A 16489-nucleotide genomic window follows, 5' to 3' on the forward strand; every position below is an offset into this window, starting at 1 on the left:
CAACTAGTAGTGGCTTTGACCAAGGTCAGGGGAAGAAGCCCCGCCAAAGGACTATGCTGATGAACGCTTAAACCGCCCGAGTCTTTACTTAACTGCACTACGATAAGGAGCAAGTGATGAGCAAGAAAGGACTGACCACCGCAGCCGGCGCCCCGGTTGTCGATAACAATAACGTAATCACCGCAGGCAAACGCGGCCCGATGCTGTTGCAGGACGTGTGGTTCCTGGAAAAACTGGCCCACTTCGACCGTGAAGTCATCCCCGAGCGCCGCATGCACGCCAAGGGATCCGGCGCTTACGGTACCTTTACCGTCACCCACGACATCACCCGCTACACCCGCGCCAAGATCTTCTCCGAGGTCGGCAAACAGACCGACATGTTCATCCGCTTCTCCACCGTCGCCGGTGAACGCGGCGCCGCCGACGCCGAACGCGACATTCGCGGCTTCGCCATGAAGTTCTATACCGAAGAAGGCAACTGGGATTTGGTGGGTAACGATACGCCGGTGTTCTACCTGCGCGATCCGCTGAAATTCCCCGATCTCAACCACGTGGTGAAACGCGATCCGCATACCAACCTGCGCAACCCGGTCTACAAATGGGACTTTTTCTCCCACCTGCCGGAATCGCTACACCAGCTGACCATCGACTTCAGCGATCGCGGCATTCCGAAGTCCTATCGCCACATGCACGGCTTCGGCAGCCACACCTTCAGTTTTATCAATGCCGCCAACGAACGTTTCTGGGTGAAATTCCACTTCCGCTGCCAGCAAGGCATTGAAAACCTGATGGATGACGAAGCGGAAGCGATCATCGCCAAGGATCGCGAAAGCTCACAGCGCGATCTGTTCGACGCGATCAAACGCGGCGACTTCCCGCGCTGGAAGCTGCAAATTCAGATCATGCCGGAACACGAAGCCTCGCAGACGCCATACAACCCGTTCGATCTGACCAAGGTGTGGCCGCACGGCGACTATCCGTTGATCGACGTCGGCTATTTCGAGCTGAACCGCAACCCCGACAACTATTTCTCCGAGGTTGAGCAGGTGGCGATGAACCCCGCCAACGTGGTGCCGGGCATCAGTTTCTCGCCGGATAAAATGCTGCAGGGCCGTCTGTTCTCCTATGGCGATGCGCACCGCTATCGCCTGGGCGTCAACCACCACCAGATCCCGGTGAACGGTGCCAAATGCCCGTTCCACAACTACCATCGCGACGGCGCGATGCGCGTGGACGGCAACAGCGGCAACGGCGCCACCTACGAACCAAACAGCTTCGGCCTGTTCCAGGAGCAGCCGGACTTCAGCGAGCCGCCGCTGAGCATTGAGGGCGCGGCCGACCACTGGAACCATCGTGAAGACGACGATTACTACAGCCAGCCACGCGCGCTGTTCAACCTGCTGAGCGCCGAAGAGCACCAACGCATGTTCACCCGCATCGCCGGCGAACTGTCGCAGGTGCCGGAGCAAATCCAGCGCCGTCAGGTCGAGCTGTTCACCAAGGTGCACCCGGACTACGGCGCCGGCGTCGCCAAGGCGCTGGGGCTGAAATAACCCCCTGCCGTCATCCACTCAGCCGCCCTTTCGGGCGGCTTTTTTATGCCTGAGAGAGGCGCTGCGCCACCCATTGCTGCAACTGGCGGCGCGAAATCTTGATGCCGCCGTTTTTCAGCTCGTCAGGCAGCGGGAGCAGCGCCGCCGGGCGTTGGAAATTGGCCAGCTTGTCCTGCGACCAGGCGAGCAACGCCGCCAGCGACAGCGACGGATCGCCGTCGATTACCGCCACCGGCCGCTGGCCGAACTCGACGTCCGCCGCCGGCACCACAAACGCCTGCGAGATCTGCGGGTGCGCCGCCAACACGCGTTCGATATCCTCCGGCTGCACCCCTTCGCCGCCGCTGAAAAACAGGTTGTCCAGCCGGCCCAAAATGCGCAGTTCCCCCTCGGCCATCGCGCCGCGATCGCGGGTCGCGAACCAGCCCTGTGCATCCGCCAGCGGCTGCAGCTGGCCATGACACCAGTAGCCGAGCGCCAGGCTGTCGGCGCGGATCCAGACCTCTTCGTCCACCAGTTTTACCTCGCGGCCGCTGAGCGGCAGGCCGACGCCCGGCCGCGCATCGGCGCGCTTGGCGCACACCGTGGAAGCCAGTTCGGTCAGCCCATAGCCGCACCAGCAGTGGATCCCCGCCGCTTCCGCCCGTTCGGTCAGCGCCACGGGGATCATCGCACCGCCGAGCAGCACCTCTTTCAGCGTCATGCCCGTCAGCGGTTGCGCCAGCAGCCGCCAGAGCTGTGTCGGCACCAGCGAGGCGTGCGTGCAGCCTGCCAATGCCTCGGCCAGCGGATGCATCTCGCGCACCGCCAGCCGCGCACCCGCCGCCAGCCAGCGCCAGACGATACCCTGGCCGGAGACGTGAAACAGCGGCAGTGACAGCAGCCAGCAATCCTCGCGCTGAAAATCCATCAGCCGCAACACCCCGGCGGCGCTGGCCAGATGGTTGGCGTAGCTGTGCGCCGCCGCCTTCGGCAGGCCGCTGGAGCCCGAGGTCAGCGTCAGCGTCGCCAGACGTTGCGCATCCCACATCGGCAAGTTCGGCCAGCGCGGCTCGGTCGAGGGCGGCGTCAATCGAATCACCTCTTCCGGCAGCGCCGGCAACGGATCCGGGCCGAAGGCAAAGGTGATGTCCAATTCGGGTAGCAGCTGTGCCAGCAGCGGCGTCGGCAAGGCAGGATTGAGCGGCAACAGGCGCGCGCCGCATTGCAGCAGCGCCAGATAGGCCAACAGCAGCGGGTAGCTGTTTTTACCGCACAGCGCCACGCCGCAGCCCGGCTCCACGCCCTGGTGCTGAAAATCCGCCGCCAGCTCATCCACCTGGCCTTGCAACGCCAGCCAGCTCAGCGGCTGTTCGCCGAGCAGCAACGCCGTCGCCTGCGGCTGAAGGCGTGCCCAGTGTCGCCACGGCCAATCGCTTAACGGCGCCATAGGCACTCCAGCGCCGAGGCATCCAGCAGCGGCAATGCGCTGCCCGGCCAAGGCCGCAGCACCTGCGCCTGCATCAACCCCAGCGTATCCAGCCCCGGCACGGTGTCCGGCGTCAGCCAGCGGGCGATGCGCGCCAGCTGGGTTAACCCCAGGCTGGACTCGATGCTGGAGCTGATCACCGCCGTCAGCCCCGCCGCGTGCGCCTGCGCCACCAGCGCCTGGCAGCGCGCCAGGCTGCCGACCAGCGTCGGCTTGATCACGATGGCTGCCACGCCCGGCTCGGCCTGGACTACAAAGTCCGCCTCGCGCACGCTCTCATCCCAGGCGATGGCGATGCCGGTCGCCCGGGCGAAATCGCGCGATTCATCACGGGTCTTGCAGGGCTCTTCCAAAAAGGCAATGCGATCGCGCCACGCCGGGTTGACATATTTGGCGAAGCCGTCGGCTTTGGCGCGGGTCCAGCTGCGGTTGGCGTCCAGCCGCAGCCGCAGATCCGGCAGCGCCTCCAGCAGCACGTTGACGATCATGCCGTCGCGCACCGCCTCATACAGCCCCACCTTCACCTTAGCGACTTTCTCGCCCGGCAAGGCGCTCAATGTCTCGAACAGCTCGTCCGGATCGCCGGTACACAGCGGCGCCTTGCGGAAATCCGCCTGCGTCGGCAAGCGCTGCTCCAGCTCGGCCTGCGCGCAGCTGAGCCCAAAGGCCACCGAGGGCAGCGCGCTGTCATCCGGTTCGTTGCCCGCCAACCAGGCCTGCAGCCAGTCCAACGCGGCCTGTTCGGCCTGCGCCAGCGTTTCCCGGCTGAATTCCGGCAGCGGCGCGATCTCGCCCCAGCCTTCACGCTCGCCCTGACGCAGCTGCACCACCCATCCGTCACGCGTTTTCAACCGCTGATTGCGCAGCACCACGCCCGCCTCCATCGGCAGGCTGTAACGGTAAAGCGCCGCGCTGCGGTTTACCCCGTTCATTACGGGTTACGCTTGAATTTGCTGAAGTCCGGCTGACGCTTCTCGTTGAACGCGTTGCGCCCTTCCTGCCCTTCGTCGGTCATGTAGAACAGCATGGTGGCGTTGCCCGCCAGCTCCTGCAAACCGGCCTGGCCGTCGCAGTCGGCGTTCAGCGCCGCCTTCAGGCAGCGCAGCGCCATCGGGCTGTTCTGCAGCATTTCGCGGCACCAGCGCACCGTCTCTTTTTCCAGATCGGCCAGCGGCACCACGGTATTGACCAGCCCCATGTCCAGCGCGGCGGCGGCATCGTACTGGCGGCACAGGAACCAGATTTCGCGCGCCTTCTTCTGGCCGACGATGCGCGCCATGTAAGACGCGCCCCAGCCGCCGTCGAACGAGCCCACTTTCGGGCCGGTCTGGCCGAAGATGGCGTTATCCGCCGCGATGGTCAGATCGCACATCATGTGCAGCACGTGACCGCCGCCGATCGAATAACCGGCCACCATCGCCACCACCGGTTTCGGGCAGGTGCGGATCTGGCGCTGGAAGTCCAGCACGTTGAGGTGATGCACGCCGCTGTCGTCGCGATAGCCGCCGTAATCGCCGCGCACTTTCTGATCGCCGCCGGAGCAGAAGGCCTTATCGCCGGCGCCGGTCAGAATAATGACGCCGATGCCGTCGTCGTAACGGGCGTTGGCCAGCGCGTCGATCATCTCTTTAACCGTTTGCGGGCGAAACGCGTTGCGCACCTGCGGCCGGTTAATGGTGATTTTGGCGATGCCGTCGGCGGACTTGTGATACAGAATGTCTTCGAAATCGCCGGTGCAATCCTGCCAGGCGATAGCGGCATACAGCTGTTCTTCATTCGGATAAAGCATGTTCGGTTCCTTTAACCAGGGTTAACGAGAAAGGTCTGCAGCTCGGCGACGAAATCCTGCGGATTGGCCAGGTGCGCGTTGTGCCCGGCCTGCGGCACGATGCGCAACGGCAACCCGGCGTCGCGCGCCAGCCGTTGAAATTTGGGGTCGTTCTCACCGCACAGCACCCGCAGCGGCACGGTCAGTTGGCGCAGCTGCGGCGCCAGATAGGGCTGCCGCCCGAGCGACGTGGCTTCGAGCATGTCGGCGATCGCCGGGCCGCTGTTGACCGAGCGCGCGGCGATCAGCGCCTGGCGGTGCACGTGGCTGAGCTCTTTGAACACCGGTTGCTGATACCAGTCCGCCAGGACCTCGGCGATCGGCTCACTGCGAAAACGCACCGCCCACAGCGCATCCTGTTCGCAGCGCCGGCGGCGCTGTTCTTCGTCCTCCAGCCCCGGATTACCGCCCTCGACGATCACCCCCTGGAGGCCGGCATGGTGGCCGTGGCAGGCGTGATACATGGCGATGCGCCCGCCGAGCGAGTAGCCCACCAGCCAATAGCGTTCGATATTGCGCAGCTGCAGCGCGGCGGCGATCTGCGCGCTGATGTCGTCGAAGCCGTGGCAGCTCACCGCCACGGAATCGCCGTGGCCGGGCAGATCGATGGCCAGCGACGGCCATTCCGGGCTACGCGCGGCGATCACCCGCCATTCATTGTTGTTGCCAAGCAGGCCATGCAGCCACACCAGCCACGGGCGGCCCGCCTCGCCCTGTTGCAAAATTCGCGTCGCCAGCATCATTGCACCGCCATCTGTTGCACCAGGTATTGCAGGCTTTCGGCCCCCGCGCTCGGTGGCACCTGCAGTTCGACAAGCGTGGCGCCGCCGCGCCGCCAGCCTTGTTCAACCGCCTGTTGCAGCTGGCTCCAGTTCTCCGGCCGCGCGTAACCCAGCTGGAACATCGCCGCCGCGTGGCTGAACTCGACGTTCTGCGGCATGCAGTAAAAGCGCTGACGATCCTCTTCCGGCGTCGGCAGCAGCGAGAAAATTTGGCCGCCGTTGTTGTTGACGACGATCAGCACCGTCGGCGCCGAGCTCTGGCGCAGCAGCGCCAGCGCATTGAGGTCATACAGAGCGGAAAGATCGCCCACCACCGCCAACGTCAGTCTGGCGGTGGCGCGCTGCACGCCGGCAGCGGTGGAGATCAGGCCGTCGATGCCGCTGGCACCGCGGTTGCTGAATACCGGGTAGGCGACGGGCAATGGCGTTAGCGCGTCGATGAGCCGCACTACCAGGCTGTTGCCGAGAAACAGTTGGCCGTTCTCCGGCAGCAGTTCCGGCAGGCGATGCGCCAGCTGCGCTTCGCCAAAGTAATCGTGCAGATGCGTGGATGCCGCCGTCAGCGCTTTATCCGCCAGCACGGCCAGCCCGGCGGCCCAAGGCTGGCGCGGCTGCGCCGGGTGCTGCGCCAACCACTGAGCCACGCCGGCACGCAGGCGCCGCCCCCGGTGCTGGGCCGGATCGAGCCGCCCCGGCAGCTCGTCGATGATCCAATACTCTTCAGGCCGGCACTGCGCCTGCCACTGCAGCAGGCGTTTGCCGGTCAGGCTGCCGCCGAACTGCACCACCAGCTGCGCATCTTGCAGTACGCGCTGCGCCTGCGGGTGAGCGAGCCACAAATCGGCGCAGGGCAGCGGTTGCCCGGTCTGCGACAGCACGTCGCCGATCAGCGGCCAGCCCAGCGTTGCGGCCCATTCGGCCACCTGCGCGCCCTCTTGCGCGCTCATGCGCCCGGCCAACACCACGCCGCGCTTTTGCCGCCAGAAGAACCAGTCCGGCTGCGGCAATGGCGCCGTACGCGTCTCGCTTTCCTGCAGCCACGGGCGATCGCTCTGCCACCAGTCGCCCAGCGCGGCGGACCAATCGGCATAGTGACGTTCGTCGCCGCCGTACAGCGGCTCGGCGAACGGGCAGTTGATGTGCAAAGCGCCGTGTTGCAGGCGCGCCATCGCGCTGTCGACGCTGGAGGCCAGCCACGCGGCCGGAATATCCGGCGTAGGACGCGGCAGATCGATCGCCAGCGTCGGGTGGCTGCTGTAGAGGCCGTTTTGACGGATCGCCTGATTGGCACCGCAGTCGATCAACTCCGGCGGCCGATCGGCGGTGAGAAACACCAGCCGCTCACCGGTCAGGCCGGCTTCGATCAGCGCGGGATAAAGGTTGGCCGCCGCGGTGCCGGACGTGACGATCACCGCCACCGGCTCACGCGCCGCCTTCGCCAGCCCAAGCGCCAGATGGCCGAGCCCGCGCTCGTCAAAATGGGTATGACAGATAAACGATCGGTTAGCCGCGGCGGCCAGCGTCAGCGGCGTGGAGCGCGATCCCGGAGCGATACAAACATGCCGCACCCCATGGCGGGCCAGCGCCTCGAGCAGCACAGCCGCCCACCGGCGATTAAAAACACTTGTCGACATAGTTCGCTCACAAGTCAGTTAACAGAGATCGTCTCCGGCGCAGCCGACGGACGCCGCGCCTGTAGTTACGCTCTGTATTATATGAGGTGTTATTTTCACGGCTTTTGCGCCAGCGCAAGAACGCCGTATATCCCTGGGCGTTTACACCAGATAATTATTTGATTTAGAACAAAAAACAAACAATAAAAACACAAATACTTTACACCTGCGACATTCTGAGCTCAATCCGCCCATACAAAAATCAGGGAAATACCCAGTGAGTTTATCCTGACGGATCTTCCCGCCACAGCAAGTCAACCTCCATGACATACCGTTGCTGATCGGGCATAGGTCAGAACGCCCCGCCTCGACAAATGTTTATTAAAATTAAACAATACGATTAAAAAACAGACACATCTCATTCTGAACAGCTATACTGGAAAGGTCTGTTCCTTCCTGCAACAAATCCACGCCATATGTTCCCGGCGCCAGATACAGGATGTTCACGCACTCCCAGCGGGTTTACCGGCTGCCCTTTTGGTCAGAAGTGAGGAGCTTTTGTGTGAAAGAAAAACTTATCAATTGGTTAAGAAGTCAACGCAAAAACAGCAAAATAAAGCCGCTCGCCGCCAGAAGCGCTAAAGGCGAACCGGAACCGCTCGGCGGCACCATCAAGGCCGAGCTGTTTTCCGTCGATCAGATGGAACGCTACGGCCAGCGTCTGGCACGCTCTCACAAACTGGCGACGCGTAAGACCCCCTACTATTTGCTGAAGCGGCTGGATCACAACGAACGGGTGCTGGCTGAGAGCTGCCGCCAGCTCAGCAACGGCAAAAAAAGCAGCATGACGCCCGCCGGGGAGTGGTTGCTCGATAATTACTATTTGATCGAAGAGCAAATCCGCGTGGTGCGACATCACTTGCCTAAGACCTTTGGCCGCGGCTTGCCGCAGCTGACTGCACCGCACAACTGCCCGCGCATTTACGACATCGCCGCCGAAGCCATCACCCACGGCGACGGGCGCTGGGACGCAGAGAGCCTGACGCGCTATATCGCCGCCTATCAAAAGGAAACCAATCTGACGCTGGGTGAACTGTGGGCGCTGCCGGGCATGCTGCGTCTGGCGCTGATAGACAACCTGCGCCGCGTCAGCGTCGAGGTAGCGCAGGCTCAGCGTGAACGCAACCTGGCCGATGACTGGGTCAATAAAATGCTCGAATCGGCGGAAAACGATCCGGCCAATTTGATCATCGTTATCGCCGACATGGCGCGATCCAATCCGCCGCGCACCAGCGCCTTCGTCGCCGAGCTGGTGCGCCGTCTGCAGGGCCACGGCACCATGCTGGCGCTGCCGCTCACCTGGGTGGAACAGCGTCTGGCGGAGGTCAGCATGACCTCCGATGAACTGATCCACCGCTTCAACCAACAGTTGGCGGTCAGCCAACTGTCGGTCAGCAACAGCATCGCCGGCCTGCGCCAGCTGAGCGAAATGGATTGGGCGGAATTTGTGGAAACCATGAGCCTGGTAGATCAAACGCTGCGTCAGGATCCGGCTGGGGTGTATCCGATGATGCACTTCGACACCCGCGATCACTATCGCCACGTGATCGAAATGCTGGCCCGCCACAGCCCGCACGACGAGGTACAGGTTGCGCGACACGTGCTCAACATGGCGCGAGTGGCGGCGGAAGATCCCGTCGGCGATGCGCGCAACCATCACATCGGCTACTACCTGATCGACGACGGCAGACCGGCGCTGGAACAGCAGTTGGCGGTACGCCTCAGCCGCATTACCCGGGTGCGCCACGCGCTGAACCAGGCGCCGCTGCTGTCCTGGCTCGGCAGCCTCAGCCTGCTCACCACCGCCAGCTGTGCGGAACTGTTGCGCCACGCGGCGGGCAGCGGCATCAGCTGGTGGGGATTGGCGCTGCTGTTTTTCCCGTTGGCGATCGTCGTCAGCCAATTCGTGCTTAACCTGCTCAGCGAAGTTACGACCCGCAGTCGGGAACCCCGACCTTTGCCGAGGCTCGATTTCTCCTGCGGCATTCCGGCCGAGTTCCGCACATTGGTGGTGATCCCCACCCTGCTCGACGAGAAAACCGGCATCGACCGGCTGCTCAACGCGCTGGAGGTCTGTTATCTGGGTAATGCGATGAAGCACCTGCATTTCGCGCTGCTCACCGACTTTAACGACGCCCCGCATCAGCGGCAGGCTGACGACGCCGCGTTGCTGGCTTACGTCAGTGAAAAAATCGGCGCGCTGAATGCACGCTATCCCTGTGAAGGGCCGGGCCACTTTTTCCTGTTCCACCGCGATCGGCAGTGGAATGACAAACAGGGCGTGTGGATGGGGCTGGAGCGCAAACGCGGCAAGCTGAATGCGCTTAACGACTGGCTACGCAACCGCGACAACGCCTTCTCCAGCCTGGTTGGCGCCGGCCTTGAGGCTCTGAAAAACGTCAAATACGTCATCACCCTCGACAGCGATACCGTATTGCCGCGCGACACCGCTCACCAGCTGATCGCCGCCATGGCGCATCCGCTCAACCAGCCGCAGTATGACGAAAACAGACAGCGCGTGGTGGAAGGCTACGCCATTTTGCAGCCGCGCATGGCCGAAGAGATCCCGCGTTTTGGTCAGGGACGTTACGCCGCCTTATGCAGCAGCACGCCGGGCAACGATCCCTATACGCGCATGGCGTCGGACATTTATCAGGATCTGTTTGGCGAAGGCTCATTCATCGGCAAAGGCATTTACGACGTGGACGTGTTTGCGCGCAGCCTGCAAGGCACCTGCCCGGAGAATTTAGTGCTGAGCCACGATCTGCTGGAAGGTTGCTATGCCCGCTCGGGGCTGTTGAGCGATGTGCTGTTGTATGAGCAATATCCCAGCAACTATCTGGTCGACGTGGCGCGCCGTTCGCGCTGGATCCGCGGCGACTGGCAGTTGCTTAACTGGCTGCTGCCGCGGGTGAAAAAAGCGGACGGCTCACGCTGCGCCAACCCGCTGAGCGCGCTGTCGCAGTGGAAGCTGTTCGACAACCTGCGCCGCAGCCTGGTGGCCCCCAGCCTGTTGCTGCTTTTATTCTGCTGCCTGACAGGGTTGCCCAACACCGGTTACTGGCTGGCGGTGGTCTTTATCCTTCTGCTGCTGCCTTCCGCGCTGGCGCTGCTGCAGGACATCGCGCGCAAACCGCCACGCCGCCCGTTTCTCCAGCATGTGCGGCTGGCGCTGAAGGGCACGCTGCACCGGTTGGCACAAATCGGCCTGCGCCTCGCGGCACTCCCGCACGAAGCGCTGTACAGCCTGAAAGCGATCGCCGTTACCCTATGGCGCCTGCTGTTCAGCCAACGCAATCTGCAAGAGTGGACCAGCTACGCCCAGAGCAAAACGCGCCTGCGGGTGACGCCGACCAATTTCTATCGCGCCATGTGGGTCAATCCGCTGGCCGGGGCGGGGTTGCTGCTGCTCACCGCGTGGCATAACCCGATGGCGCTCGTCGTCGCCTTGCCGCTTTCCGCGCTGTGGGTATTCGCGCCGTTCTTGCTCTACTACCTGAGCCGCGAGCCGCAGCGCAGCAAAACGGCGATCGATGAGGAGCAACGGCGTTTCCTGCGCCATACCAGCCGCCAGACCTGGGACTTTTTCAACACCTTCGTCAATGCTCAGGAGAACTGGCTGCCGCCGGACAACTATCAGGAAATACCGGAACCGGTGATAGCGCACCGCACCTCGCCGACCAATATCGGTTTGTCGCTATTGGCCAACCTCACCGCCTGCGATTTCGGCTACCTGACGCTGTGCGAGGCGCTGCGCCGCATTGAACTGACGCTCGATACGCTGGATCGCATGGAGCACTATCGCGGCCATCTGTACAACTGGTACGACACGCGCACCTTAGAGCCGTTAAACCCGCGCTATATTTCCAGCGTCGACAGCGGCAACCTGGCCGGGCATCTGCTGACGCTCTGCGCCGGGCTGCCGGCGCTGGCCCAACAGCCGGTCATCGATCCGCAGCGGATAGTGGCCGGTCTGGGAGACAGCCTGGAACTGCTGGAACAGCAGTGGGGAAACGCAGCGCCGAAAAACCTGGCCAAACTGCGCCAACATTGGCAACAGGCGCAAAACAGCCCGTACGCCGCGCTGCTGCTTGAATTGGACGCCATGCGCAACTACAGCAACGGGTTGCAGGAGCCGGCGTTAAACCACGGCGAAGAAACTAAACGCTGGGCCGGCGCGCTCCATCAGCAACTTAATGAACTCTGTGCGGAATGGGCGCAATGGTATGGCTGGCTGAGCGATGCGCCGCCGGATCTGGCGCAGCCGCCCAGCCTGCGCTGGTTGGCCGACGCCCCGGCGAACCTGGGGCTTTCGGCCGAGCAACAAAGCCGGCTCGATGCCGCCGCCGCGCTGGCGCAACAGCGCCTGGCGCAACTCGGCAGCCTGCGGCAGCGGCTGGAAAAAATGGCGCAGATGGACTTCCACTTCCTGTATGACGAATCGACCCACCTGCTGAGCGTCGGCTTCAACTGCGACCATAACCGCATGGACAGCAGCAAATACGATCTGCTGGCGTCGGAAATCCGTCTGACCAACTACGTGGCCATCGCGACCAATCAGGTGCCGCAGCGCAGCTGGTTCGCCCTTGGCCGGCTGTTCACCGTCATCGACAAGGAGCCTGCGCTGATGTCGTGGAGCGGGTCGATGTTCGAATACCTGATGCCGCAGTTGGTTATGCCCGCCTATCCCGATTCGCTGCTGGTGCAGATGTGCCGCGCGGCGGTGGCGCGCCAAATCGCCTGGGGTAAGGAGCGCGGCGTCCCCTGGGGCGTTTCCGAATCCGGCTATTTCGGCTTCGACGCGCAGCAAAATTATCAATATCACGCCTTTGGGGTGCCCGGTTTGGGGCTGCGGCGCGGCCTGGCCGACGATATGGTGATCGCCCCTTACGCGACGCTGATGGCACTGATCGTTGAGCCCGTCGCCGCTTGCAATAACCTGCTGACGCTGGAACACAACGGCGCCAAAGGGCGATACGGTTTTTACGAAGCGCTCGATTACACCACCGCACGCCTGAGCCGCGGGCAACTGTACACGATCGTCCGCTCCTACATGGCACACCACCAGGGCATGGGGTTCCTGGCGCTGTCGCACCTGCTGCTGGATGCGCCGATGGTGGCGCGTTTCGCCCGCTATCCCGCCTTCCAGTCAGCGCGCCTGCTGCTGCAGGAACGCGTGCCGGACGCAGTCGAGCTCTATAGCCCGCGTCGTCATTTCGAAACCCACGAAGGCACCATCCAGCCGGCCAGCTTCAGCGCGCGTGAATTCACCCGCGTCGATACGCCGATACCCGAAGTGCAACTGTTGTCCAACGCCAACTATCATCTGATGCTGTCGCAGGCCGGCGGCAGTTACAGCCGGTGGCAAAACCTGGCGCTGACCCGTTGGCGCGAGGACGCCACCCGTGATAACTGGGGCGCTTTCTGCTACCTGCGCGATCCGCAAACCGGCGAAGTGTGGAGCAATACCTGGCAACCGATCGGCGGCGGCGGCGCCAAAGACTATCGCGCGGTGTTCAACGACGCCGGCGCCGAATTCCAGCGCCATCTGGGCACGCTTTCGGTCAAAACGCAGGTGGTGGTTTCGCCGGAAGATGATATCGAACTGCGCCGCCTGACGCTCATCAACCGCGGTAAACAGCCGCGCATCCTTGAGATCACCAGCTATGCCGAAGTGGTGCTGGCACCGGCCGGGAACGATCTGGCGCACCCGGCCTTTAGCAATCTGTTCGTGCAAACCGAGCTACTGCCAGACCAGGAAGCGATCCTGTGTCATCGCAGACCGCGCGAGCCCAAAGAGACGTGCCCGTGGCTGCTGCACATGATGACGGTACAGGGAAACAGCGCGCAAACCTCGTTCGAAACCGATCGCGGCATATTTATCGGCCGCGGCCGCACGCCGGCCAATCCGCAGGCGTTGTACCACAATGCGCCGCTGACCAACAGCGCCGGGCCGGTTATCGATCCGATCATCGCCATCCGCCAGCGCGTGGTGCTGGAACCCAACGTTCCGCTGACGCTGGATGTGTTTTACGGCGTTTGCGAGGATCGCGCCTCCTGTCTGGCGATGCTGGAAAAATATCGCGATCGCCACTTGGCGGATCGCGTCTTCGAACTGGCCTGGTCACACAGCCAGGTGGTGTTGCGCCAACTGAACGCCAATGAGGAAGACGCCAATCTGTTCAACCGTCTGGCCGGCGCCGTGGTGTTCCCGGCGCAGGAAATGCGCGCCGGCGGCGGTGAAATCATCAGCAACCGCCGCGGCCAGTCCGGGTTATGGGGGCATTCGATCTCAGGCGATCTGCCGATCGTGCTGCTGACGGTCAGCGACGCGGAGAATATCGCGTTGGTGCAGCAGCTGATCCAGGCACACAACTATTGGCGCCTTAAGGGGCTGCAGGTGGATCTGGTGATCCTCAACGAAGACGTCGGCGGCTACCGCCAGGATCTGCAAAATCAGATCATGGGCTTGATCGCCGCCGGCATGGAATCCACCCTGACCGACAAGCCGGGGGGCATTTTCGTGCGGACCAGCGAACATATGTCGCCGGAAGACCATCGTCTGCTGCTCAGCGTGGCGCGCATCTATCTCGACGACCGACGCGGCGGTTTGGCGGAGCAGCTCAACCAACGCCTGCAGCTGCCGCAAACCCTGCAACAGCCGCTGTCTCCGGTCACCGCGTCGTCGAAGCTGGCGACGGTAGACAACCTGCCGCGCAACCTGCATTCGCCGCAGTTGCCCGCCATCGAAGACCTGCAATTCTTTAACGGGCTGGGCGGATTCTCCAGCGACGGACGCGAATATGTCATTGCGATGAACGAGAACAAGATCACTCCGGCACCCTGGTCAAACGTTATCGCCAACCCGCTGTTTGGCACGGTTATCTCAGAAAGCGGTCAGGCCTATAGCTGGTACGAAAACGCTCACGAGTACCGGCTGACGCCGTGGGATAACGATCCCATCAGCGATCGCGGTGGCGAAGCGTTTTATCTGCGCGACGAGGAAAGCGGCCACGTCTGGTCCCCCACGCCGCTGCCGGCCCGCGGTCGCGGCCACTATTTGACGCGCCACGGCTTTGGCTACAGCGTGTTCGAGCACCGCGAAGGCGGCATCGACAGCCAGCTGACGATGCTGGTGGCGCAGGACGCGCCGGTGAAGCTGTTTTTGCTGACGCTGACCAACGGTTCAGGCCGCACGCGCAAACTCTCCGCCACCGGCTACATGGAATTCATCCTCGGCGATTTGCGCAGTAAAACCGCCATGCACGTCGTGACACAGGCCGCGACGACGACGGGCGGCTGCGGCATTCTGGCCACCAACCATTACGGCGGCAACGGTTCCGAGCGCACCGCCTTTTTCGGCGTTACCGGCGCCCACTGTTCCATCAGCGGCGATCGGCGTGAATTCCTCGGCCGCAACGGCACGCTGGCCAATCCGGCGGTGCTGAAACTGCGCCGGCTTTCCGGCAGGGTCGGCGCCGGGCTGGATCCGTGCGGCGCGGTACAGTCGGCGCTCAGCCTGATCGACGGCGATCAGCGCAGCCTGGTGTTCGTCCTGGGACTGGGACAAAACGCCGACGAGGCCGACATGCTGCTGCAGCGCTACCTGGATGAAGATCGCCTGCAAGACGAACGGCAACAGGTCGCCGCCTATTGGGACGGCATCCTGAATAAGGTGCAGATCGGCACGCCGCATCCGGCGGTCGATCTGCTGGCTAACGGCTGGCTGCTGTACCAAACTCTCTCCTGCCGCATTCAGGCACGCAGCGGCTACTACCAATCCGGCGGCGCCTTTGGCTTCCGCGATCAGCTGCAGGACACGCTGGCACTGACCCACGCCGCGCCGCAACGGCTGCGCGAACAGATCCTGCTGTGCGCCTCACGCCAGTTTATCGAGGGCGATGTGCAGCACTGGTGGCATCCGCCGCAGGGCAACGGCGTGCGCACCCGCTGTTCCGACGACTATCTGTGGCTGCCGCTGGCGATGTGTCATTATTTGGACGCCACCGGCGACGAGAGCATTTTGACCGAACAGGTGGGCTATCTGGAGGCGCGCCAGCTGGCGCCCGGCGAAGAGTCCGCCTATGAACAGCCGGCGCAGAGCGCAGTGCGGGAAAGCCTGTACCAGCACGGCGCGCGCGCGCTGAAACACGGCCTGACCTTCGGCGAGCACGGGTTGCCGCTGATGGGGGCCGGCGACTGGAACGACGGCATGAACAGGGTCGGGCTGGAAGGCCGCGGCGAAAGCGTCTGGCTCGGCTTCTTCCTGTTTTCCATCCTGCAGCGCTACGGCGATCTGGCGGAACGCCACCACGATGACGACCTGGCCGCACAGTGCCGCCGCCAGGCCGCCGCCCTGAAGGACAACCTGCACAACCATGCCTGGGATGGCGAATGGTACCGCCGCGGCTATTTCGACAACGGCGAACCGCTCGGCTCACACCTGGCCGCAGAGTGCCGCATCGACGCCATTGCGCAAAGCTGGTCGGTGCTGTCCGGCGCCGGCGATCCGCAGCGCAGTCGGCAGGCGATGCAGTCATTGGATACACATCTGGTCGACCCGCAGGCCAGGCTGATCAGACTGTTGACGCCGCCGTTCGACGGCAACGGTCCCGATCCCGGCTATATCCGCGGCTATCTGCCCGGCGTGCGGGAAAACGGCGGCCAATACACCCACGGCGCGGTATGGGCGGTGATGGCCTTCGCCGAAATGGGTGACATCGAACGCGCCTGGCAGCTGATGGCGCTGATCAACCCCATCAACCACAGCCTGGACAGCGCCGCCGCCGAACGTTACAAAGTCGAACCTTACGTGGCGACCGCTGATGTCTACGCAGTTGAGCCGCATATCGGCCGGGGTGGCTGGAGTTGGTATACCGGCTCGGCAGGCTGGATGTATCGCTTGATTCTCGAGTCGTTGCTGGGCCTGAAACGCCGCGGCGATCGGCTGACGATCGATACGCGTCTGCCGGCCGACTGGCCGCAATTCACGATCAACTACCGCGAAGGCGCCAGCGAATATCAGCTGGTCGTGCGCCAGGGAGAAGGCGAAACGCAGATCATCGTTGACGGCATCCCTCAGTCGGAGCCGACGATCGCGCTGCGGGACGACGGCAGGATCCATCAGGTGGAAGTGATTTTGGGGAAAGAAGATACGTAGCTGTCGGGCGGCGGCGCAGGCCGCC

7 protein-coding genes are annotated in these 16489 nt (G+C 63.3%); 2 read left to right on the forward strand and 5 right to left on the reverse strand.

Going from position 1 to position 16489, the window contains the following annotated elements:
* The first annotated feature begins 116 nt into the window (after positions 1–116).
* Positions 117–1553 carry a catalase KatA gene (katA, locus tag SSARUM2_RS16795; RefSeq protein ID WP_060419155.1) on the forward strand — a complete coding sequence of 479 codons (1437 nt, stop codon included), beginning with the start codon at positions 117–119 and terminating at the stop codon, positions 1551–1553.
* A 43-nt stretch (positions 1554–1596) separates the two neighbouring features.
* Here the strand turns inward: katA and menE are convergent, their stop codons facing one another.
* The 5 genes from menE to menD are packed head-to-tail and all read right to left on the reverse strand — an operon-like array spanning position 1597 to position 7265.
* Positions 1597–2982 carry an o-succinylbenzoate--CoA ligase gene (gene menE / locus SSARUM2_RS16800; protein ID WP_060452522.1) on the reverse strand — a complete coding sequence of 462 codons (1386 nt, stop codon included), beginning with the start codon at positions 2980–2982 and terminating at the stop codon, positions 1597–1599.
* On the reverse strand, positions 2970–3953 hold the full coding sequence (gene menC / locus SSARUM2_RS16805) for an o-succinylbenzoate synthase (protein WP_033653773.1): 984 nt from the start codon (positions 3951–3953) through the stop codon (positions 2970–2972). The genes menE and menC overlap by 13 nt, the downstream gene beginning before the upstream one ends.
* A complete protein-coding gene (gene menB / locus SSARUM2_RS16810; RefSeq protein WP_033635308.1) occupies positions 3953–4810 on the reverse strand; it encodes a 1,4-dihydroxy-2-naphthoyl-CoA synthase in 858 nt (285 codons plus the stop codon). Before menB ends, menC begins: the two co-directional genes overlap by 1 nt.
* A gap of 11 nt (positions 4811–4821) precedes the next feature.
* Positions 4822–5592 carry a 2-succinyl-6-hydroxy-2,4-cyclohexadiene-1-carboxylate synthase gene (gene menH, locus SSARUM2_RS16815; RefSeq protein ID WP_060438459.1) on the reverse strand — a complete coding sequence of 257 codons (771 nt, stop codon included), beginning with the start codon at positions 5590–5592 and terminating at the stop codon, positions 4822–4824.
* A complete protein-coding gene (gene menD / locus SSARUM2_RS16820; RefSeq protein WP_060452521.1) occupies positions 5589–7265 on the reverse strand; it encodes a 2-succinyl-5-enolpyruvyl-6-hydroxy-3-cyclohexene-1-carboxylic-acid synthase in 1677 nt (558 codons plus the stop codon). Before menD ends, menH begins: the two co-directional genes overlap by 4 nt.
* A 541-nt stretch (positions 7266–7806) precedes the next feature.
* Here menD and SSARUM2_RS16825 point away from each other — a divergent pair.
* Positions 7807–16464: a glycoside hydrolase family 94 protein gene (locus SSARUM2_RS16825; RefSeq protein WP_053091954.1), complete on the forward strand. Its 8658-nt coding sequence runs from the start codon at positions 7807–7809 to the stop codon at positions 16462–16464.
* Positions 16465–16489: the final 25 nt, after the last annotated feature.

Origin of the sequence: Serratia sp. K-E0102 (genome assembly GCF_029962625.1) — a bacterium.
Classification (GTDB): Bacteria; Pseudomonadota; Gammaproteobacteria; order Enterobacterales; family Enterobacteriaceae; genus Serratia; species Serratia sarumanii.